The sequence below is a fragment of the Streptomyces sp. NPDC026515 genome, assembly GCF_055567595.1.
In genome coordinates this window covers 45,218-65,452 of record NZ_JBVHQD010000008.1, presented here as the reverse complement: position 1 = coordinate 65,452, position 20,235 = coordinate 45,218, and the positions used below count along the sequence as shown (strand labels likewise).

Genomic DNA, 20,235 nt, shown 5'->3' with positions numbered 1-20,235 from the left:
GGCTGACGGGGGCCGAGGCCCCAACTAGGGTGCGGCGCAAGCGTTCCGGCACTTGGCCCACCGGCATTGCGATGTCAGCGGCGGGTGCCACAGTGGGGGAGTGAGCAACAGCCAGGACAGGCCGAGGACAGCAGGGAGGGGGTGAGGTCCGGACGTGACCAGTACCGGTATCGGTGTGGAGGCGGGAGCGCAGGCAGCGCGTACCCGGGCCCTCGCCGTGCTGCGCGTCCGCGGCCGGGCCCTGGCCGTGGCGCTGCTGCCCGCGGCGGCCACGGTGATCCTGCTGACCGGCGGTTCCACCGGTCACTTCGTGGGCCCGGGCTGGGACACGGCGCGCTGGACCGTCGGCATGATCGCCGTCCTGGTCCTGCTGGCCGCCGCCGGTATCTCCGTGGTCGTGGCCCGTGCCCGGCCGGCCGTGAGCCCGACGGTCCCGATCCCCGAGGAGTCCGCTCCCGACCTGTACCGGATGGTGCGCGACCTCGCCGACCGCCTCGACGTCCCGGTGCCCTCGGCGATAGCGCTCACCCCCGACTGCGACAGCTGGCTGGAGGACCGCACCCATCCGGCGCACGGCCCGCCCGCGCCCAAGGGCGGCGACGAGCTCGGCAACCCCGGCCCGCACCGCCGTGTCCCGGCCGCCCCCGTGCTCGTCATCGGCTCCCCGTTCCTGTGGTGGATGCGCGTCGGCGAGCTGCGTGCGGTCCTCGCCCCGGTCGTCGCCGGTACGGGACCCTCGGCGCACCCGGACATAGCCGCCGCCCGCCGCTTCGTGCGCGGGCTGGACGCGACGGTCGCCGTCTCCTCGGCGACCGGCCGATGTCGGGCGACCCGCCTCCTGTGCGCAGGCCTGGGCTGGGTGGCCCGGCTGCTGCTGCGGGGCTGCCGGGAGCACGCGGCGCTGATGGAGCGTGGGGTCGCCGCCGCGGCCGCCGAGCGGGCACAGGCCGTGGACTACGGACTGCGGATCGTCGCCCAGGAACAGGTCGGCCTCGCCTACGCGGGCTGGGACCGCCTGCTCACCCGGGTCGCGCTGCCCGCCTGGCGGATGGGGCGCTGGCCCTCCCGGCTGGACGCGGGAGTCGTCGCCGCGCTCACCGAGCTGTCCCGGCGGGACCGGCTGGCCGAGGGCTTCGCCTCGCGGCTCGGCGAGCGGCCCGCCTGCGACCTGCTGGAGGAGCCGGGCCTGGTGGACGAGGCCGCCTCGCTGCTCGCCGCGCGCCTCTTCCACGGCGGCCCCGCCGAGCCGGGACCGGACTGGTCGCCGGTGGCCTGGCAGGAGTATCCGGACGAGGTGGTCGACCGCACCTGGCGCACCGAGGCGGCCCGGCTGCACCGCGTCCTGGACTCCCTCGGCGTCCGCGCCGCCCCCGACCCCGCCGCCCCCGACCCCGGCGGGCCCACGCTGGCCCGGGTCCTGGACCACCTGACCGACCCGGCCGCCCACCGCCGGCCCAGGGAACTCCCGGCCTACGACGAGGACGGCGACGAAGCCGCCGGCACCGAGTGCAGCGCCGTTCTGGCCGCCGGCCTCGCCGCGGCCCTCGCCCGTGAGGAAGCCGCCGCCGTCAGCCCCGCCCCCGAGACGTCCGCGCCCGCCGGGCAGGGCCCCGACAGCGCCCTGTGGGACGACCGCGCGCTGCCCCTCTTCCCCCTCCAGCCCCCGCGCACCGCCCGCGAGCTGCTCGCCGACCACGTCACGGCGATGGTGTGCTGCGCGGCCATGGACACCGCCGGAGCCGCCCCCGGTCTGGACTGGCTCGACGGACCGTCCCTGCTGGTCGACGGCGAACGAGCCGCCGACCTGACGCCCAGAGTCCTCAGCCTCGTCGAGGAGGGAGACCCGGCCCCGCTGCGGGCCTGGCTGGTCGAGTCCGGGATACGTCCGGAGAAGCCCGTACGGCTGGTCTGACCTCGGCGTTTCGACGCTGTAGCGGAGCGAACCCTTCCACTTAAGGCGAATTCGCAACGAACCGTGACCGTACGCGTGCGTTATGTGATGTGCTGGGATCGTTCGGTGAACTGGCAAGCGCATCCGACATACGACAGACGCCACGGTCCGGAACGGCACGCGCTCGGCCACGAGGCACCGCACCACCGCACACGGCACCACCGCACCCCGCACGACGACTGGTATCAGCGCACTTCACGGGGGCACGAGGGAGGGGAGCCACCATGGCATCGGACCACATCCGCCGCTGGGAGTCGGGAGCACTCGCGCACGCCGTCACGGACCCCTTCGGCCAGGGTCCCGTGCCCTGGCTACGCGGCAGCGAGACCTATTTCGACGACACCGGTCATGTCGTCCCCTGGTACGTCGACCCGAGCCGGCCGCAGCCCACCGGTGAGAACCCGCGGATCCCGGCGCCACGCAGTGCCGTCGGGCCCCGCTCGGCGGACGACGTGCACCGGCAGATCAAAGGATTCACCTCGACCGGTGCGGTCTCCCCGGGCGATGCCGTCGACTTCCACATCACCGTCGACCCGCCGCAGGAATTCAGCGTCGACATCTACCGCATCGGCCACTACGGCGGCGACGGCGCCGCCAAGATCACCACCAGCCCGCGGCTGTCCGGCATCGTGCAGCCGCCGCCGCTGGCCGCCGACCGGACGGTCTCCTGCCACCACTGGTGGCTGTCCTGGCGGTTGCAGGTCCCCTCGTACTGGAGCATCGGCGCGTATGTCGCCGTCCTCACCACGGCCGACGGCTACCGCTCGCACGTGCCCTTCACGATCCGCGACAACCACCCCGCCGACCTGCTCCTGCTGCTGCCTGACATCACCTGGCAGGCCTACAACCTCTACCCGGAGGACGGCCGCACCGGCGCCAGCCTCTACCACGCCTGGGACGAACGGGGCCGGCTGCTCGGCGAGGCCGACGCTGCGACCACGGTCTCCTTCGACCGGCCGTACGCGGGCGCGGGCCTGCCCCTGCATGTCGGCCACGCGTACGACTTCATCCGCTGGGCCGAGCGCTACGGCTACGACCTCGCCTATGCCGACGCCCGCGACCTGCACGCCGGCCGCATCGACCCGGCCCGTTACCGGGGCCTGGTCTTCCCGGGCCACGACGAGTACTGGTCCCCGCGGATGCGCCGCACGGTCGACCTGGCCCGGGACAGCGGCACCTCGCTGGTCTTCCTCTCCGCCAACACCATGTACTGGCAGGTGGAGTTGGGGCCGTCCCCGTCCGGTGTCGCGGACCGCCTGCTCACGTGCCGGAAGCGCAAGGGGCCGGGCAGGCCCGTGCTCTGGCGCGAGATCGACCGGTCCGAGCAGCAGACGGTCGGCATCCAGTACGCGGGACGGGTGCCCGAGCCGCATCCCCTGATCGTGCGCAACGCCGGCCACTGGCTCTGGGAGGCCACCGGCGCCCAGGAGGGCGACGAACTGCCGGGCCTGGTGGCCGGAGAGGCCGACCGCTACTTCCCGCGCACCGCGCTGCCCGAGCACGAGGAACGCATGCTGCTGGCCCACTCCCCTTACACCGACGGTGACGGCGTCGTGCGCCACCAGGAGACCTCCCTGTACCGGGCTCCCTCCGGCGCCCTGGTCTTCGCCTCGGGCACCTTCGCCTGGTCACCGGCGCTGGACCGCCCCGGCCATGTGGACCCCCGCGTCCAGCGCGCCACCGCCAACCTCCTGGACCGCATCTGCAAACGGGACTGACCCCGTGTCCGAGGACAACCCGGCATACGGGAGAATCGGGGTCACCTGTACAGAACCACGGGGAGGAACCGTGTCCGGATTCGTCGAAAAGCCCGAGCCCGTCGAGGTGCCGGGCCTGGTGCATCTGCACACCGGCAAGGTGCGCGAGCTGTACCAGAACGCGGCCGGGGACCTCGTGATGGTCGCCAGCGATCGCATGTCCGCCTACGACTGGGTGCTGCCGACCGAGATCCCCGACAAGGGCCGGGTACTCACCCAGCTCTCCCTGTGGTGGTTCGACAAGCTCGCCGACCTCGTGCCCCACCACGTCCTCAGCACGGAGCTGCCCGAGGGCGCCCCCGCCGACTGGGCGGGCCGCACGCTGATCTGCAAGTCGCTGAAGATGCTCCCGGTCGAGTGTGTGGCCCGCGGCTATCTCACCGGCTCGGGCCTGGCCGAGTACCAGGAGTCCAGGACGGTCTGCGGGCTCGCCCTCCCCGAGGGCCTGGTCGACGGCTCCGAGCTGCCCGCCCCGATCTTCACCCCGGCCACCAAGGCCGAGGTCGGCGAGCACGACGAGAACGTGTCGTACGAGGAGGTCGCCCGGCAGGTCGGCGCCGAGACGGCCGCCCAGCTGCGCCAGGCCACCCTCGCGGTCTACGGACGGGCCCGGGACATCGCCCGAGACCGGGGCATCGTCCTGGCCGACACCAAGTTCGAGTTCGGCTTCGAGGGCGACACCCTCGTCCTCGCCGACGAGGTCCTCACCCCGGACTCCTCCCGCTTCTGGCCGGCCGACGAGTGGGAGCCGGGCCGCGCCCAGCCGTCGTTCGACAAGCAGTACGTGCGCGACTGGCTGACCTCGGCCGGGTCCGGCTGGGACCGCAGGAGCGAGCAGCCGCCGCCGCCGCTGCCGGAGCAGGTGGTCGAGGCGACCCGGGCGAAGTACATCGAGGCGTACGAGCGCCTGACGGGCAACACCTGGTCGTGAACGCGGAAGGCCCCCGGTGGAAACCGGGGGCCTTCTTCGTGGAGCGGACGACGAGGCTCGAACTCGCGACCTCAACCTTGGCAAGGTTGCGCTCTACCAACTGAGCTACGTCCGCATGCGCCGTGGCGCGAGAGCAACTATACCCAACCTCGCTCCCGAGCGAGACGCACTGCCGTATGGCGGTTCTCCGCACCGAGCTTGGTGGCGGCGGAGGAGAGGCAGTTCCGGACGGTTCCCGGCGACAGCGCGGCCCGCTCGGCGATCTCCGCGACCGGCGCCCCGCCGGCCGCCGGTTCCAGTACCCCCGCCTCCCGCGCGGTCAGCGGCGAGTCCCCGGCGGAGATCGCGTCGGCGGCCAACTCGGGGTCGACGTAGCGGTTTCCCGCGTGACGGTACGGATGATCTCCGCGAGCCGCTGCGCGCTGACCGTCTTCGGGACGAACCCCCGCACACCGGCGGCCAGGGCCCGTTTCAGATGTCCGGGGCGGCCGTGACCGGTCACGATCAGCACCTGACAACCGGGCAGTTCGGCCCGCAGCGATGTGGCGACCTTCACACCGTCCGCCCCCGGCATCTGCAGATCCAGGACCGCCACGTCGGGCCGGTGGGCCCGCGCCATGGCGAGCGCCTCCGGGTCGGTGGCGGCCTCCGCGACCACGACGAGATCGTCCTCGAGGCCGAGCAGCGCGGCGAGCGCACCCCGGATCAGATGCTCGTCGTCGTCGGCGAGCAGCAGCCGGACCGCGGCCGTCATGAGGTGACTCCGCTCACACGTACGTCGGGCGTCCGGCCGGCCAGCGGCACCGATGCCACCACCCGGAACCCGTCCGTCCCCACCGGCCCCGCCTCCAACGTGCCCTCCACCCCTGCCGGCCGCTCCCGCAGCCCCGCCAGCCCGGACCCGCCGCGCCCGGTGCCCCCGCCGTCCCGTCGTACCACCCCGTCGTTCTCCACCCTCAGCACCACGCACCCCTCCTGTACCCGCAGTCCCACCGTGCACCGTCCCGCGTCCCCCGTGCCGCAGCATGTTGGTCGTCGCCTCCCGGACCACCCAGCCGAGGGCCGACTGCACCTCGGCGGGCAGTCCGGCGCTCTCGCCGGTGACCTCGCAGCTGAACCCCGCGGCAGTCAACACCCCCTGTGCTCCGGAGAGTTCGGCGCCCAGGTCGGCATCCCGGCAGCTCCGCACGACGTCCCGGACCTCGCGTTGCGACTCCTGGGCGATCCGCTGCACCTCGATCATCTGCTCGACGGCCTCGGGCCGTTCCCGCCGAGCGAGTTGCACGGCCAGCTCGTTCTTGAGGGCGATGACGGCCAGGTTCCGGCCGAGGACGTCGTGCAGATCCCGCCCGAACCGCAGCCGTTCCTCGGCGACGGCGAGCCGGGTGCGGGTCTCGCGGGCCTCGTCGAGCGCGTAGACGGCGTTGAGCGGCCAGATGGAGAAGACCGAGGTGGCCGCGAGGAAACCGCCGGCGAGGAACACCACGAACGCCGTGACCGACGCGGACATCGCGGGGAACCCCAGCGGGAGGGAGACCGCGCCCGCTCCGAGGGCGAAACCCGCGAGCCGTGCGAGCACCCGCCGCCGGTCGCGGACGCCGAGCGCCGACGTGCCGGATCCGAAGGCGAGGATCCCGACGAGGACGGTGGTCGCCGCGCTCCCGGTGTCCTGGTCCGGGGTGCCGTGCTCGCACAGGGCCGGCGCCGTGACGGAGAGGACGCAGGTGACCGCACCGAGCGCCCACAGCAGCCGCACCGGCCGGTCCCGCCGCCCGCGCGCCCGGTCCAGCACCCGGGAGGCGGCCACCGCGCAGGGCGCCGCGTGGACGACGACCGTCGTCATCAGCCAGACCGCCACCGGCCCCCGGGCCTGCCCGGCCACCGGCAGCGCGATCGCCAGCACCTCGATCACCGCGAAGAAGTGGAACGACCACCGCGTGTACGCCGGCGACGGTCAGCTCGGACGGGAAGCCGCCCTCCTGGAGCATCACGCCGGTGCGCGGCCGTACGGCGGCCCGCTCCCGGTACGGATCGCGGCCCAGTACCCGCACCCGGCCCCCGCTCGGCGGTGCGAGGCCCTCCAGCAACTCGACGGTGGAGGTCTTGCCGGCGCCGTTGGTACCGAGCAGCGCGAGGATCTCCCCGCGGCCGACGGAGAAGGTGATTCCGCGGACCGCCTCGGACCCGCCTCGGTAGGAACGCCGGAGATCTGTGACCTCAATCACGTGTTCGCTCATCACGTGTCCGTTGTCTTCGACGGTGTCTTCGATGGCCTCCATGGGACGAGCGTCCCCGGGGACCGGGCTCGGCAGCAGTGCGCGGTGTCATCACTCGCCATGACAAATGTCAGCGCGCGCGATGGGACACGAAAAAACCCCAGTCACATGACTGGGGTTTCCTCTCCGAGCTGGAGCGGACGACGAGGCTCGAACTCGCGACCTCAACCTTGGCAAGGTTGCGCTCTACCAACTGAGCTACGTCCGCACTGCCCCCGATCGGCTCCCACCGATCGGTGCGAGCACCACCCTACCTGATCCACAAGCTTGATCAGGACCGGCGGTGCAGAGCGGGTGACAGGAATTGCACACTGCGCCTTCCCCCTGGAAGGGGGATGTTCTACTACTGAACTACACCCGCGTGTACTCCGTGGGTTTGGCCTTTCGGCCGCGCCCCTCGGCGTGCTCCAGACATTAGCTGATCAGCAGGGGGGTAGCGCAAGTCGGCTGTCCTCGGGGGCCGGTGACGGTCCCTGAGGACAGCCCGGACCGCGCCTCACTGCGCGGCGCTGAACGCCTCGTAGACCTTCTTCGGGATGCGGCCCCGCGCCGGGACGTCCATCTTGTTCGCCTGCGCCCAGGCGCGGACGGCCGCCGGGTCGGGGGCGACCTCCGTCTGCTTGTACGCCTTGCCCGACTTCGACCGCTTGCGGCCGGCCGTCACGTACGGCTCCAGGGCCTTACGCAGTTCCTTGGCGTTGGCTTGATTCAGATCGATCTCGTACGACTTGCCGTCGAGTCCGAAGGCGATCGTTTCCGCCGCTTCCGAGCCGTCGATGTCGTCAAAGAGAGTGACCACGACCTTCTGCGCCACGAATATCGGTCCCTTCGTGTGGCACGTCTATACAGCTCACCGGCGATGACGCGATGGTGGAGATGACGTGCCGAGTATCGGCTATTGCCAATTCATTTGTACAGTGCCTGGCAATACAAAGTGAAGCCCGACTAAATCCGCCGCGTGTCTCCAGCGCAATAGATGTCGTGGGCGAACCCGGGGAACTTTCCCAGAACTTTTCGCGCGGATCCCCCGCCGTCACCCGATCGTGATGCGGCTCACGTAGTTTCCTACAACTCTACCCGCGTAGAAATTTTGTGCGGGTAGTCTGAAGACGCCTGTCGGAGCCTCGGCGGGTAACTGCTCAGCAGCCAGCACCACAACACCGGGAGTGCCAGTGGCACGCGTCGTAGTCGACGTCATGCTCAAGCCGGAGATCCTCGACCCCCAGGGCCAGGCGGTCCAGCGTGCGCTGCCGCGCCTGGGTTTCGAAGGCATCTCCGATGTACGTCAGGGAAAGCGATTCGAACTGGAAGTTGACGGGCCGGTCGACGAGGCCGCGCTCGCCCGCATCCACGATCTTGCGGAATCCTTCCTCGCCAACACCGTGATCGAGGACTTCACCGTTCGGGTGGATGAAGTCGCGGAGGCGGCCAAGTGACCGCTCGTATTGGCGTCGTCACTTTCCCGGGAAGTCTGGACGACCGGGACACCCAGCGTGCGATCCGGCTCGCGGGTGCCGAACCGGTGGCCCTCTGGCACAAGGACAAGGACCTCCACCAGGTCGACGCGGTGGTCCTCCCGGGCGGTTTCTCGTACGGCGACTATCTGCGCGCCGGCGCCATCTCCCGTTTCTCGCCGGTGATGGAGACCGTCATCGAGCAGGCGAGGGCCGGCCTTCCGGTCCTCGGTATCTGCAACGGCTTCCAGGTCCTCACCGAGGCCCATCTGCTCCCCGGCGCGATGCTCGGCAACAACCACCTCCACTTCATCTGCCGCGACCAGAGGCTGCGGGTGGAGAACGCGGGGACCGCGTGGACCAGCGACTACCGCGAGGGCCAGGAGATCCATATTCCGCTGAAGAACATGGACGGCCGGTACGTCGCCGACGAGTACACGCTGGACAAGCTGGAGGCCGAGGGCCGGGTCGCGTTCCGGTACCTCGACGTCAATCCGAACGGCTCGCTCCGTGACATCGCCGGCATCACCAACGAGGCCGGGAACGTCGTGGGCCTGATGCCGCACCCGGAGCACGCCGTCGAGCCGCTCATCGGCAGCGGCCGCACCGACGGTCTGCCCTTCTTCACCTCGATCCTCAAGAAGCTGGTGGGCGCATGAGCCGGACGCCTCTGGACACGGTCGAACACGCGGCCGCGACCCCCGACGTCGAGCTGCCCTGGGCCGAACTCGGCCTGAAGAAGGACGAGTACGAGCGGGTGGTGGAGATCCTCGGCCGCCGCCCGACCGGCGCCGAACTCGCCATGTACTCGGTCATGTGGTCCGAGCACTGCTCGTACAAGTCCTCCAAGGTCCACCTCCGCCAGTTCGGCGAGAAGGCCCCGCAGAGCGACGCGCTGCTCGTCGGCATCGGCGAGAACGCGGGCGTCGTGGACGTCGGCCAGGGCTACGCGGTGACCTTCAAGGTCGAGTCGCACAACCACCCGTCGTACGTCGAGCCCTACCAGGGCGCCGCGACCGGTGTCGGCGGCATCGTCCGCGACATCATCGCGATGGGCGCGCGCCCGGTGGCCGTGGTCGACCCGCTGCGCTTCGGCGCCGCCGACCACCCCGACACCAAGCGCGTGCTGCCCGGCGTCGTCGCCGGCATCGGCGGCTACGGCAACTGCCTGGGCCTGCCCAACATCGGCGGCGAGGTCGTCTTCGACGCCTGCTACCAGGGCAACCCGCTGGTCAACGCCGGTGCCATCGGTGTGATGCGGCACGAGGACATCCACCTCGCCAAGGCCTCCGGCGCGGGCAACCAGGTCATCCTGTACGGCGCCCGGACCGGCGGCGACGGCATCGGCGGCGCGTCGATCCTGGCGAGCGAGACCTTCGACGACGCGAAGCCCTCCAAGCGCCCCGCCGTCCAGGTCGGCGACCCGTTCCAGGAGAAGCTCCTCATCGAGTGCACGCTGGAGGCGTTCGCCGAGAAGCTGGTCGTCGGCATCCAGGACCTCGGTGCGGCGGGCCTGTCCTGCGCCACCTCCGAGCTGGCCTCGAACGGCTCCGGCGGTATGACGGTGACGCTCGACGACGTGCCCCTGCGGGACTCGACCCTCTCGCCCGAGGAAATCCTCATGAGCGAGTCGCAGGAGCGCATGTGCGCGGTGGTCGAGCCGGCGAAGGTCGACCGCTTCCTGGAGATCTGCGAGAAGTGGGACGTCATCGCGACGGTCATCGGTGAGGTGACCGACGGCGACCGTCTGGAGATCTTCTGGCACGGCGAGAAGATCGTCGACGTCGACCCGCGCACGGTCGCGCACGACGGTCCGGTCTACGAGCGCCCGTACGCCCGCCCGTCCTGGCAGGACGCCCTCCAGGCGGACGACGCGAACAAGCTGCCCCGCCCGGCGACCGCCGAGGAGCTCAGGCAGCAGGTCCTGAAGCTGGTCGGCTCCCCCAACCAGGCCTCCAAGAAGTGGATCACCTCGCAGTACGACCACTTCGTGCAGGGCAACACCGTCCTCGCCCAGCCGGAGGACTCCGGCATGATCCGCGTGGACGAGGAGACCGGCCTCGGGGTCGCCATCGCGACGGACGGCAACGGCCGCTACGCCAAGCTGGACCCGTACACGGGCGCGCAGCTGGCCCTGTCCGAGGCCTACCGGAACGTGGCCACGACCGGCGCCAAGCCCCTCGCCGTCTCCGACTGCCTGAACTTCGGCTCGCCCGAGGACCCCGCGGTGATGTGGCAGTTCGCCGAGGCGGTGCGCGGTCTGGCCGACGCCTGCCGGCAGCTGGGCACCCCGGTGACCGGCGGCAACGTCTCGCTCTACAACCAGACGGGCGAGGCGGCCATCCACCCGACCCCGGTGGTGGCCGTCCTCGGTGTCATCGACGACGTCGCCCGGCGCACGCCGGTCGCCTTCCAGGAGGAGGGCCAGCTGCTCTACCTCCTCGGTGACACCCGCGAGGAGTTCGGCGGCTCGGCCTGGTCCCAGGTCGTCCACGACCACCTCGGCGGCCTGCCCCCGAAGGTCGACCTGGAGCGCGAGCGCCTGCTGGCCGAGATCCTCATCTCCGCCTCCCGCGACGGCATGATCGACTCGGCGCACGACCTGTCCGACGGCGGCCTGATCCAGGCGGTCGTGGAGTCGGCGCTGCTCGGCGGGAAGGGCGCGCGTCTGGTCGTACCGGACGGACTCGACGCGTTCACGTTCCTGCTCTCCGAGTCGGCGGGCCGCGCGGTCGTGGCCGTGCCGCGCTCCGAGGAGGTCCGCTTCAACGACATGTGCGGCGCGCGTGGCCTGCCGGTGACGCGCATCGGTGTCGTGGACGGGGACTCGGTGGAGATCCAGGGCGAGTTCAGCCTCACCCTGTCCGAACTGCGCGAGGCGCACGAGGGCACGATCGAGGCGCTGCTCGCGTAGTCGGTGCCACGACGACGAAGGCCCCGCCCGGACGCATGTTCCGGGCGGGGCCTTCGCGGCCTCGTCGGATCCGGGCGAAGGCAGGTGTCGCCGGACGCCGGGGCCGCGCGGGACGGGAATCCGTGCCGGTCACACTCGCGAGTGATCGCGTCCGAACGCCCCGGATGACGCTCGGAGCCTTTCGGACCGGAGGGCTGACACCCCATGCTGCTGGCATGCGCTTGCGAAATGTCACCGAGGACGACGTGGACGCCTATGTCCGGATGCGCTGCGACCCCGTGATGATGAGGGACCTCGGCGGGCCGTTGCCCGAGGGCGGGATGCGGGACAAGGTGCGCCGGGATGCCGAGACGGCGGCCTCCGACATCGGGTGGATCAAGATGATCGTCCCTGATCCGGGCGTCCCCGAGGTCGTCGCGGGCCATGTCTGCGTCTGGACGCACGACGAGGGCGGGAAGCCGTTCTCGGAGATCGGGTGGATGGTGCTGCCCGAGTTCCAGGGCCGCGGGCTCGGTAAGCTCGCCGCCCGCGCTCTCCTCGAACAGGCCCGGGACGAGGACCGCTGGGGCGACATCCACGCCTTCCCGGCGACGGCGAACGGCCCCTCGAACGGCATCTGCCGGTCCCTCGGCTTCCGCCTCCTCGGTGAGACCGACGTCGATTTCGCCGACCGGGTCATCCACAGCAACCACTGGGTGATCACCCCGGCTTCCGACCTCGTCCCCTGACCGCCGGCGCGGCTCAGCGGCCCGGGTGCTCCAGGCGGGCGCGGACCGCGGGGCGGTCGACGCCGAGTTCGGTCAGGAGGTCCGCCGCGGGATCGGGCCGCTCGCAGTCGAGCAGGGCCAGCAGCAGGTGTTCCGGGGTGATGCGGCGGCTGCGGGCCTTCCTGGTCTCGGCCAGGGCGCGGGGGAGGACGGCGCGGGCGCCCGACGTGAGGGGGGTCCGCTTGCGGGACGCGGGGACCGGCGCGCGCTCGATCCCCCGGACGTCGACGCCGACCACGGCCAGCGCGGTCCGGTCCAGGGCGTCGAGGGCGGCGCGGGCGGTCTCCAGACCGGTGCCGAGGGCCCGGACCGCGCCGGGGTCGTGCAGCACTCCCAGCAGGAGGTGCTCGGTACCTATGCGGCGGTCGCCGCGCAGCGTGGTCTCCTCGAGCGCCGCCGCGACCGTCGCCCGGGCCTCTGCCGCGAACTGTTCGAACATGATCGTCTCACTTCCCGTACTTGGCGTGGACGGACTGCCGGGAGACGCCGAGGGCGTCTCCGATCTGCTCCCAGGACCAGCCCTGTTCACGGGCGCGTACGACCGCCGCGGCCTCGACCTGCTCGGCCAGTCGGTGCAGGGCACCCACCGCCCGCAGTCCCACCGCGGGGTCGTGCGACCTCAGGCGCTCCGAGAGCTCTTGCGCTTCCATGTCTGTCAGTCTGGGTTGACGGGCAGTCTCTGTCAACCCAGACTGACAGAGACCCGGCCGTCGGACCCAGGGCATACGCTCACCGCCATGCCGCCTGCCAGGAAACGCCCCAGGACGTACGACCCGGCCAGGACCCGCACCGCGGTCTTCGCCCAGCTCGCGCACGTGCGGGCCGCCGTCCGCACCCTCACCCCCGAGCAGCTCGCGCTCCCCACCCGCCTCGGCGAGTGGACCGTCCGGGACCTCGTCGTCCACGTCGGCATGGCCGTCACCGCCGTCCAGCGGGCTCTGGACGAGCCCGAGCCGGCCACCGCGGACGCGGTCCTCCTCGACTGGCCCTTCCGGACCGCCGCCAACTCCTCGGCGATCTCCGACTTCACCCGGCGGCTCGCCGACGGCCACCGCGACCTCGACGCCTACCTCGCCGGCGCCGACGAGGGCCTGCGCGCCCTCCTCGCCGGCCACCCCGGCACCCGGCTGCTGGCCACCAGCGCCGGCGCGATGTCCCTGGACGACTACCTGGTCACCCGGACCGTGGAACTGGTCGTCCACACGGACGACCTCAACGCGGCGATCCCGGGATCAGCCATCCCCTGCGACCGGCAGGCCCTGGCCGCCTGCACCCGGCTGCTCGCCGACGCGCTGGCGGTCAAGGCGCCAGGCGGCTCCACCGAGGTGCGGGTGCCGCCGTACGCCGTGGTGCAGTGCGTCGAAGGACCCCGGCACACCCGTGGCACCCCGCCGAACGTCGTCGAGACCGATCCGCTCACCTGGATCCGGCTGGCCACCGGACGGGTGGGCTGGCGGGAGGCGCTCGCGGACGCCAAGGTCAGCGCCAGCGGGGAGCGTGCGGACATCGGAGGCCTGCTGCCCCTGATGGGCTGAGGGAACCGATCGACCGGAGTGTTCCGTCGAACCGGCATGTACGGGTACAAGCAGCGCACGCAGCACAGGACCCTGACCATGACGGCCGCCGCCGTGCTCGTCCCGCTCGCGGTGGCCTGCGGCGGAGAGAAGGCAGGAGTCTCCGTGGGGGCCCGGCCACCGGTGACCGGGATCGAGTGGACCGTCGACAGCGTGACCGTGGACGGAACCACCCGGCGCGCCCCGTCCCACGCCCACGCCCACCTGCGGATCGACGACGGCAGGGCCGCCGGCGGCTTCGGCTGCAACCAGTTCAGCGCCACGGCGACGGCGACGGACGACCGGATCCGGCTGAGCAACGCCCGCACCACCCGCATGGCCTGCGACAACAGCCGCATGACCTTCGAGCGCGCGCTCGCCCGCACCCTCACCGCGGGCCCGCTGACCACCCGGACCGACGGCCGGGACCTGACCCTCACCACCGCCGGCGGCGACCGGGTCGAGCTGTCCAGGAAATGACCTCCGGTGCCCCGAATGATGTGCGACACCTCACTCAGAGAAACGGTGCGAGGGGGTTGCGCGGGCTTGGGCCCGCCCGAAGGCACCCCGGCTGGAGAATCCTCTCAACGCGCTGACCTGCGAAGATGAAGAAAGCCACCAATGCGTCCGCGGCCGTAGATCCACTAAGGCCCGGTATCCCCAATTCGGACCAGTGGTCGATCTCGCCTACACTCGGAGCCGTGCCACGTGGTGACGGTCTCCTCAATCACGATCTGCTCCCCGGCGAGAAGGGCCCCCAGGACGCTTGCGGCGTCTTCGGTGTCTGGGCTCCCGGTGAAGAGGTCGCCAAGCTCACGTACTTCGGGCTGTACGCCCTCCAGCATCGGGGCCAGGAGTCCGCGGGTATCGCGGTCAGCAACGGCTCCCAGATCCTCGTCTTCAAGGACATGGGACTGGTCTCCCAGGTCTTCGACGAGACCTCCCTGGGATCGCTCCAGGGTCATATCGCGGTCGGTCACGCCCGCTACTCGACCACCGGTGCGTCCGTGTGGGAGAACGCCCAGCCGACCTTCCGTGCCACCGCGCACGGTTCGATCGCGCTCGGCCACAACGGCAACCTCGTCAACACGGCGCAGCTCGCCGAGATGGTCGCCGACCTCCCCAAGGACACCCACGGCCGGTCCACCCGGGTCGCCGCGACCAACGACACCGACCTGCTCACCGCGCTCCTCGCGGCCCAGGTCGACGCCGACGGCAAGCCGCTGACCATCGAGGAGGCCGCGCACGCGGTCCTGCCGAAGGTCCGGGGCGCCTTCTCGCTGGTCTTCATGGACGAGCACACCCTCTACGCGGCCCGCGACCCGCAGGGCATCCGCCCGCTGGTCCTCGGCCGCCTGGAGCGCGGCTGGGTCATCGCCTCCGAGTCCGCCGCCCTCGACATCTGCGGCGCCAGCTTCGTGCGCGAGATCGAGCCGGGCGAGTTCGTCGCCGTCGACGAGAACGGTCTGCGCACCTCCCGATTCGCGGATGCGAAGCCCAAGGGCTGTGTCTTCGAATATGTGTACCTGGCCCGCCCCGACACCGACATCGCCGGCCGGAACGTCTACCTGTCCCGGGTGGAGATGGGCCGGAAGCTCGCCAAGGAAGCCCCGGTCGACGCCGACCTGGTGATAGCGACCCCGGAGTCCGGCACCCCGGCCGCCGTCGGATACGCGGAGGCCTCGGGAATCCCGTTCGGCAACGGTCTGGTCAAGAACGCCTACGTCGGCCGGACCTTCATCCAGCCCTCGCAGACCATCCGGCAGCTCGGCATCCGCCTGAAGCTGAACCCGCTGAAGGAAGTCATCAAGGGCAAGCGGCTGGTCGTCGTCGACGACTCGATCGTACGCGGCAACACCCAGCGGGCCCTGGTGCGCATGCTGCGCGAGGCCGGCGCCGCCGAGGTCCACATCCGGATCTCCTCGCCGCCCGTGAAGTGGCCCTGCTTCTTCGGCATCGACTTCGCCACCCGCGCCGAGCTGATCGCCAACGGCATGACCATCGACGAGATCGGCACCTCGCTCGGCGCCGACTCCCTGGCCTACATCTCCATCGACGGCATGATCGAGGCGACCACCATCGCCAAGCCGAACCTGTGCCGTGCCTGCTTCGACGGCGAGTACCCGATGGAGCTCCCGGACCCCGAGCTGCTGGGCAAGCAGCTCCTGGAGACCGAGCTGGCCGCCGGTCCGGCAGCCACGGCCGCGGCCGACGCGATCCGTCGCCCGTAAGCCTCGTCATCAACCCGAAAGATCCCAGGCAATGTCTGAGAGCCAGTCCTCCGGTGCCTCCTACGCGGCTGCCGGCGTCGACATCGAAGCGGGCGACCGCGCCGTCGAGTTGATGAAGGAGTGGGTGAAGAAGACCAGACGCCCCGAGGTCCTCGGCGGCCTCGGCGGCTTCGCCGGCCTCTTCGACGCCTCCGCCCTCAAGCACTACGAGCGCCCGCTGCTCGCCTCCGCCACGGACGGTGTCGGCACCAAGGTCGACATCGCCCGGCAGCTGGGCGTGTACGACACCATCGGCCACGACCTGGTCGCCATGGTCATGGACGACATCGTGGTGTGCGGTGCCGAGCCGCTCTTCATGACCGACTACATCTGCGTCGGCAAGGTCCACCCCGAGCGGGTCGCCGCGATCGTCAAGGGCATCGCCGAGGGCTGTGTGCTGGCCGGCTGCGCCCTGGTGGGCGGCGAGACCGCCGAACACCCGGGCCTGCTGGGCGCGGACGACTTCGACGTGGCCGGCGCCGGTACGGGTGTGGTGGAGGCCGACCGGCTGCTCGGCGCGGATCGTATCCGTACGGGTGACGCGGTGATCGCCATGGCGTCCTCCGGGCTTCACTCCAACGGGTACTCCCTGGTCCGGCACGTGCTGCTGAACCAGGCAGGGCTCGCTCTCGACGCCCATGTCGAGGAGCTCGGCCGCACCCTCGGCGAGGAGCTGTTGGAGCCGACCAAGATCTACTCGCTGGACTGCCTGGCCCTGATCCGCACCGCCGAGGTGCACGCCTTCAGCCATGTGACCGGCGGTGGACTCGCGGCGAACCTGGCCCGGGTGATCCCGGACCACCTGCACGCGCGCGTCGACCGGGCCACCTGGACGCCGGGTGCGATCTTCGACCTGGTCGGCCGGACCGGCAACGTCGAGCGGCTCGAACTGGAGAAGACGCTGAACATGGGTGTCGGCATGATCGCGATGGTCCCGCAGGAATCGGTGGACGTGGCGCTGGCCACACTGGCCGACCGCGGGGTCGACGCATGGGTGGCCGGCGAGATCACCGAGCGCGGCGAGCACACCACGGGCGCGGAGCTGGTCGGCGACTACGCGTAGCGCCTGGGCCGACCGGCCATGAGGCCAGCACAAAACCCGGTCCGGCGTCAGAACCCCGGACCGGGTATGTGAACGGCTAAGCAGCCGCGGGCATTACGCACCGCGACGATGTTGAGACTGGGGACTGGACTGGTCGTCCTCGTCCTCGTCGTCATCGTCGTTGTAAAGATCCGCGTACTGGGCGTACGGGTCGTCATCCTCGTCGTCGTCCTCGAACGGCTCGCCATTCGGCGGCTGGCTCGAAGTCGATGCGCCCAGCTCGCTGGCCAGACGTGACAGGTCAGTCCCACCGCTGTTGTACTTCAGCTGGCGGGCGACCTTCGTCTGCTTGGCCTTGGCCCGGCCGCGCCCCATGGCTCGACCCCCTCGGTGACGGGGCTCGACGGCCCCAGAGTCTGACACGCGTTCATGATCCGGAACGGACTCTCCTCGGAGAGACCGGTCCGTAGGGCTTCCACGGTACCTGAGCCCGCGCCCATACGGTACGTCGCCCGCACTACGCGCCTGGCTGCACGACCCGCGAGGTGCCCCGTCCCCGCTGGTCAACGACGATTTTAACCACTTCCTGGCGGGCGACCCGCCGACGAACGTGAGAGTTCTCTCCAACTGCCCGCCGACGGGTACCGGAAATCCGTGCGGAAACCCCGCGTTCGGTCAGCGGCCACCCGCCGTGGCGGCTTCGTGCATCCGCTGTTCGGCGATCCGGTCGGCCGCCGCGGCAGGCGGAATCCCGTCCTCCTTCGCACGAGCGAATATGGCCAGCGTGGTGTCGAAGATCTTCGCGGCCTTGGCCTTGCACCGGTCGAAGTCGAACCCGTGCAGCTCGTCGGCGACCTGGATGACCCCGCCGGCGTTCACCACGTAGTCCGGGGCGTAGAGGATCCCGCGGTCGGCGAGGTCCTTCTCGACACCGGGGTGGGCGAGCTGGTTGTTGGCCGCGCCGCACACCACCTTGGCGGTCAGCGCCGGCACCGACTCGTCGTCGAGCGCGCCGCCGAGCGCGCAGGGTGCGTAGATGTCGAGGCCCTCGACCTGGATCAGGGCCTCGGTGTCGGCGGCGACCTGGACCTGGGCGTGCCGGTCGGAGATCCGGCCGACGGCCTCCCGGCGCACGTCGGTGATCACCACCCGGGCGCCCTCCTCCAGCAGGTGCTCCACCAGGTGGTGGCCGACCTTGCCGACGCCCGCGATGCCCACGGTGCGGCCGCGCAGCGACGGATCGCCCCACAGGTGCTGGGCACTGGCCCGCATGCCCTGGTAGACGCCGTACGCGGTGAGCACGGAGGAGTCGCCGGCGCCGCCGTTCTCCGGGGAGCGGCCGGTGGTCCACCGGCTCTCGCGGGCCACGACGTCCATGTCGGCGACGTACGTGCCGACGTCGCAGGCGGTGACGTAGCGGCCGCCGAGCGACGCCACGAACCGCCCGTAGGCGAGCAGCAGCTCCTCGGTCTTGTCGCGCTCGGGGTCCCCGATGATCACGGCCTTGCCGCCGCCGTGGTCGAGTCCGGCCATGGCGTTCTTGTACGACATCCCGCGCGCGAGGTTGAGGGCGTCGGCGACGGCCGCCTCCTCGGTGGCGTACGGGTAGAAGCGGGTGCCGCCGAGGGCGGGGCCCAGCGCGGTGGAGTGAATGGCGATGACGGCCTTGAGGCCGCTCTTGCGGTCCTGGCAGAGCACGACTTGCTCGTGACCGCCCTGGTCCGAGTGGAACAGGGTGTGCAGGACGCCGGTGGAAACGTCGGTCACTGTGGTGACTCCCGGTTGTGTTCGCGGCGAGTGGAGACGGGGGCCTCCGTACGGGTGGCGGGGGCCGTGGCATGAGCGTAGAGCTCCTGCCCGCCCACCATCCGCGCCGTGTTCAGGATCACTCTCTCGCGCCGCGTGTGCACGTATGAGCGTGGGACGATTTGCTGTGGTTTCGCGGCTGCTCCGAAGTGGGTTCCGCTGGTTTCGAGCCCGGTGCGGTGGGGAGGGAGCAGGCGTGCCCAAGGTGTCATCAGTGGTCGTCCCCTACGCGACGTACCTGCGTGTGTACGAGCCGCTGGCCGCCTTTCCCGAGCCCGAGCGCGGCCACTGGGCGCGTTACGCCCGCCGCCCTGAGCGGCCCTCCTATCAGGACGAACTCCGGCGTGCGCTGGCCGACTTGCTGCCCACCCCGCCGATCCCGGTGCCGGTGCAGGAGAGCGCCGAGGCCTTCGTGCTGGAGGCCGACGGCGTCGTGTGCGTGTGCCCGTGGCGGACGCGGCTGCGCGGCTGGCAGGCCCTTCAGGAGCTGCCCGAGGACCTGCCGAACGTGGTCCTGGACGCGATGCTGCCGCCGGTCGTCCGCCGGCAGGCCGCGATGGACTACGAGCGGTGGCTGGCCCACAACCCCGATTCCCGGCCCTGGATCCGTACGGCGACCTGGCAGGTCCCGCTGAGCTGGTTCGTGCTGGTCTCCGACGAGGAGCGCCGGTATGAGAAGGGCACCGGCGAGATCCCGCCGATGCTGCGCTACCGCACGCCGATGGTGCAGGCCCGGCGCCGGGTGGCCCGGTCGCTGCGCACACTGAAGGACGCCATCGACGAAGGGCCGCTCATCGACGGCCTGGTGGACGTGGGCCGCTGGCTTGAGGAGTTCCATCCGCGTTCGCTGGTCGAGCTGGACTACGGCGGCCTGGTGCACGCCCTGCCGGCCGGTGACCTGGAGGACGACCATTCGGCGGCCGACGTGGCGGCCGGCATCGAGGCGCTGCGGCAGGGCGACGGGACCGCGGCCGGTGAGGCGTACGGGCGGCTGGTGGAGCGCTGGCGGGCGGTACGGGACCGGCGGTCCGCGAACTGAGCTCGCGCGTGAGCGCCGATGCCGTTCACTCCGTACTGATTGTTGGATCACCTGATGGTGTGACAGCCGGATGACACCTCGGTGACGTGTGCGCACCGAGTGATGTAGGTCACGGCCCAGATGCCATGAAACAACGTACGTTGACGGCACTTCAGTGAACGCACGGGACGTTGGTCCCGATCCGGGCTTTTACGTCAAGGGTGACGGACCGCACTTACACGGCTCTTGCGCCTCTTGCCACTCCTCGTGCCAAAATAGGACAAGGAGTCCGGGGAGGGCTCCTTCCGTCCGCTTGTGGTGCACTGTGGGCGGAATCTCAGCATTGCACTCGCTTTGGGGGGTCTGACGACTCCTGATCGCCATGTGACTGATCGTCACAGAGGCGTGACTGTCCGCTATGGCATGGTCCATCGGCTTCCGCGGCTGATGACTACCTGGGAGGGCAATTCCATCGGTTTGGCCGACGCGGCTGGAC

Annotated in this window: 17 protein-coding genes, 3 tRNA genes and 3 pseudogenes; 12 read left to right on the top strand and 11 right to left on the bottom strand. The window is 70.9% G+C overall.

Going from position 1 to position 20,235, the window contains the following annotated elements:
* The first annotated feature begins 154 nt into the window (after positions 1 to 154).
* From ACZ4O3_RS17910 to ACZ4O3_RS17900, 3 genes are all read left to right on the top strand, one after another.
* Positions 155 to 1,912: a hypothetical protein gene (locus ACZ4O3_RS17910; protein WP_467722905.1), complete on the top strand. Its 1,758-nt coding sequence runs from the start codon at positions 155 to 157 to the stop codon at positions 1,910 to 1,912.
* 263 nt (positions 1,913 to 2,175) lie between these two features.
* The gene (locus ACZ4O3_RS17905; protein ID WP_362721048.1) at positions 2,176 to 3,669 is read left to right on the top strand and encodes a N,N-dimethylformamidase beta subunit family domain-containing protein; all 1,494 of its coding nucleotides are present in this window, start codon (positions 2,176 to 2,178) and stop codon (positions 3,667 to 3,669) included.
* Positions 3,670 to 3,739: 70 nt separating this feature from the next.
* Entirely contained in the window at positions 3,740 to 4,639 is a 900-nt protein-coding gene (locus ACZ4O3_RS17900; protein WP_362721045.1) for a phosphoribosylaminoimidazolesuccinocarboxamide synthase, read from the top strand.
* A 39-nt stretch (positions 4,640 to 4,678) separates the two neighbouring features.
* Here the strand turns inward: ACZ4O3_RS17900 and ACZ4O3_RS17895 are convergent.
* The 7 genes and pseudogenes from ACZ4O3_RS17895 to ACZ4O3_RS17865 form a co-directional block, all read right to left on the bottom strand.
* Positions 4,679 to 4,754: transfer RNA gene (locus ACZ4O3_RS17895), tRNA-Gly, on the bottom strand.
* Between the two features lie 22 nt (positions 4,755 to 4,776).
* Positions 4,777 to 5,393 (bottom strand): annotated as a pseudogene (locus ACZ4O3_RS17890) (response regulator).
* A pseudogene (locus ACZ4O3_RS17885) lies at positions 5,390 to 6,581 on the bottom strand (sensor histidine kinase); the annotation flags it as partial. The pseudogenes ACZ4O3_RS17890 and ACZ4O3_RS17885, both read right to left, overlap by 4 nt.
* Before the next feature lie 4 nt (positions 6,582 to 6,585).
* Positions 6,586 to 6,918 (bottom strand): annotated as a pseudogene (locus ACZ4O3_RS17880) (ATP-binding cassette domain-containing protein); the annotation flags it as partial.
* 129 nt (positions 6,919 to 7,047) lie between these two features.
* Positions 7,048 to 7,123 (bottom strand) — tRNA-Gly (locus ACZ4O3_RS17875).
* 81 nt (positions 7,124 to 7,204) lie between these two features.
* Positions 7,205 to 7,276: transfer RNA gene (locus ACZ4O3_RS17870), tRNA-Gly, on the bottom strand.
* Between the two features lie 135 nt (positions 7,277 to 7,411).
* On the bottom strand, positions 7,412 to 7,729 hold the full coding sequence (locus tag ACZ4O3_RS17865) for a histone-like nucleoid-structuring protein Lsr2 (protein ID WP_351695523.1): 318 nt from the start codon (positions 7,727 to 7,729) through the stop codon (positions 7,412 to 7,414).
* Positions 7,730 to 8,087: 358 nt separating this feature from the next.
* Between ACZ4O3_RS17865 and purS the strand changes: the two genes are divergently transcribed.
* The 4 genes from purS (at position 8,088) to ACZ4O3_RS17845 (ending at position 12,011) form a co-directional block, all read left to right on the top strand.
* Positions 8,088 to 8,351 carry a phosphoribosylformylglycinamidine synthase subunit PurS gene (gene purS, locus ACZ4O3_RS17860; protein WP_093501106.1) on the top strand — a complete coding sequence of 88 codons (264 nt, stop codon included), beginning with the start codon at positions 8,088 to 8,090 and terminating at the stop codon, positions 8,349 to 8,351.
* Positions 8,348 to 9,028, top strand: a complete 681-nt coding sequence (purQ, locus tag ACZ4O3_RS17855; protein WP_362716656.1) for a phosphoribosylformylglycinamidine synthase subunit PurQ — start codon at positions 8,348 to 8,350, stop codon at positions 9,026 to 9,028. The genes purS and purQ overlap by 4 nt, the downstream gene beginning before the upstream one ends.
* Positions 9,025 to 11,283, top strand: coding sequence for a phosphoribosylformylglycinamidine synthase subunit PurL (purL, locus tag ACZ4O3_RS17850; protein ID WP_362716659.1), 2,259 nt, complete (start codon positions 9,025 to 9,027; stop codon positions 11,281 to 11,283). Before purQ ends, purL begins: the two co-directional genes overlap by 4 nt.
* 215 nt (positions 11,284 to 11,498) lie before the next feature.
* Entirely contained in the window at positions 11,499 to 12,011 is a 513-nt protein-coding gene (locus ACZ4O3_RS17845) for a GNAT family N-acetyltransferase (protein ID WP_362716662.1), read from the top strand.
* A 13-nt stretch (positions 12,012 to 12,024) separates the two neighbouring features.
* Here ACZ4O3_RS17845 and ACZ4O3_RS17840 read toward each other — a convergent pair whose 3' ends face one another.
* Positions 12,025 to 12,489 (bottom strand): Clp protease N-terminal domain-containing protein, encoded by a 465-nt coding sequence (locus tag ACZ4O3_RS17840; protein ID WP_384990803.1) that lies wholly within the window; start codon positions 12,487 to 12,489, stop codon positions 12,025 to 12,027.
* Positions 12,490 to 12,496: 7 nt separating this feature from the next.
* On the bottom strand, positions 12,497 to 12,700 hold the full coding sequence (locus ACZ4O3_RS17835; protein WP_181803533.1) for a helix-turn-helix domain-containing protein: 204 nt from the start codon (positions 12,698 to 12,700) through the stop codon (positions 12,497 to 12,499).
* Between the two features lie 87 nt (positions 12,701 to 12,787).
* Here ACZ4O3_RS17835 and ACZ4O3_RS17830 point away from each other — a divergent pair, with 87 nt between their 5' ends.
* The 4 genes from ACZ4O3_RS17830 to purM all read left to right on the top strand — a co-directional run bounded on the left by ACZ4O3_RS17830 (position 12,788) and on the right by purM (position 16,936).
* A complete protein-coding gene (locus ACZ4O3_RS17830; protein ID WP_362732134.1) occupies positions 12,788 to 13,585 on the top strand; it encodes a maleylpyruvate isomerase family mycothiol-dependent enzyme in 798 nt (265 codons plus the stop codon).
* A gap of 18 nt (positions 13,586 to 13,603) precedes the next feature.
* Positions 13,604 to 14,083, top strand: coding sequence for an META domain-containing protein (locus ACZ4O3_RS17825; protein ID WP_467722902.1), 480 nt, complete (start codon positions 13,604 to 13,606; stop codon positions 14,081 to 14,083).
* A 221-nt stretch (positions 14,084 to 14,304) separates the two neighbouring features.
* On the top strand, positions 14,305 to 15,834 hold the full coding sequence (gene purF / locus ACZ4O3_RS17820; protein ID WP_467722900.1) for an amidophosphoribosyltransferase: 1,530 nt from the start codon (positions 14,305 to 14,307) through the stop codon (positions 15,832 to 15,834).
* A 31-nt stretch (positions 15,835 to 15,865) separates the two neighbouring features.
* Positions 15,866 to 16,936, top strand: coding sequence for a phosphoribosylformylglycinamidine cyclo-ligase (gene purM / locus ACZ4O3_RS17815; RefSeq protein ID WP_362727288.1), 1,071 nt, complete (start codon positions 15,866 to 15,868; stop codon positions 16,934 to 16,936).
* A gap of 93 nt (positions 16,937 to 17,029) precedes the next feature.
* Here purM and ACZ4O3_RS17810 read toward each other — a convergent pair whose 3' ends face one another.
* Positions 17,030 to 17,290 (bottom strand): DUF3073 domain-containing protein, encoded by a 261-nt coding sequence (locus ACZ4O3_RS17810; RefSeq protein WP_132888208.1) that lies wholly within the window; start codon positions 17,288 to 17,290, stop codon positions 17,030 to 17,032.
* Positions 17,291 to 17,590: 300 nt separating this feature from the next.
* The gene (locus ACZ4O3_RS17805) at positions 17,591 to 18,682 is read right to left on the bottom strand and encodes a Leu/Phe/Val dehydrogenase (RefSeq protein ID WP_467722898.1); all 1,092 of its coding nucleotides are present in this window, start codon (positions 18,680 to 18,682) and stop codon (positions 17,591 to 17,593) included.
* 235 nt (positions 18,683 to 18,917) lie between these two features.
* On the opposite strand from ACZ4O3_RS17805, the gene ACZ4O3_RS17800 reads away from it, so the two are divergent.
* Entirely contained in the window at positions 18,918 to 19,760 is an 843-nt protein-coding gene (locus ACZ4O3_RS17800) for a DUF8083 family protein (RefSeq protein ID WP_467722897.1), read from the top strand.
* The last annotated feature ends 475 nt before the right edge of the window (positions 19,761 to 20,235 follow it).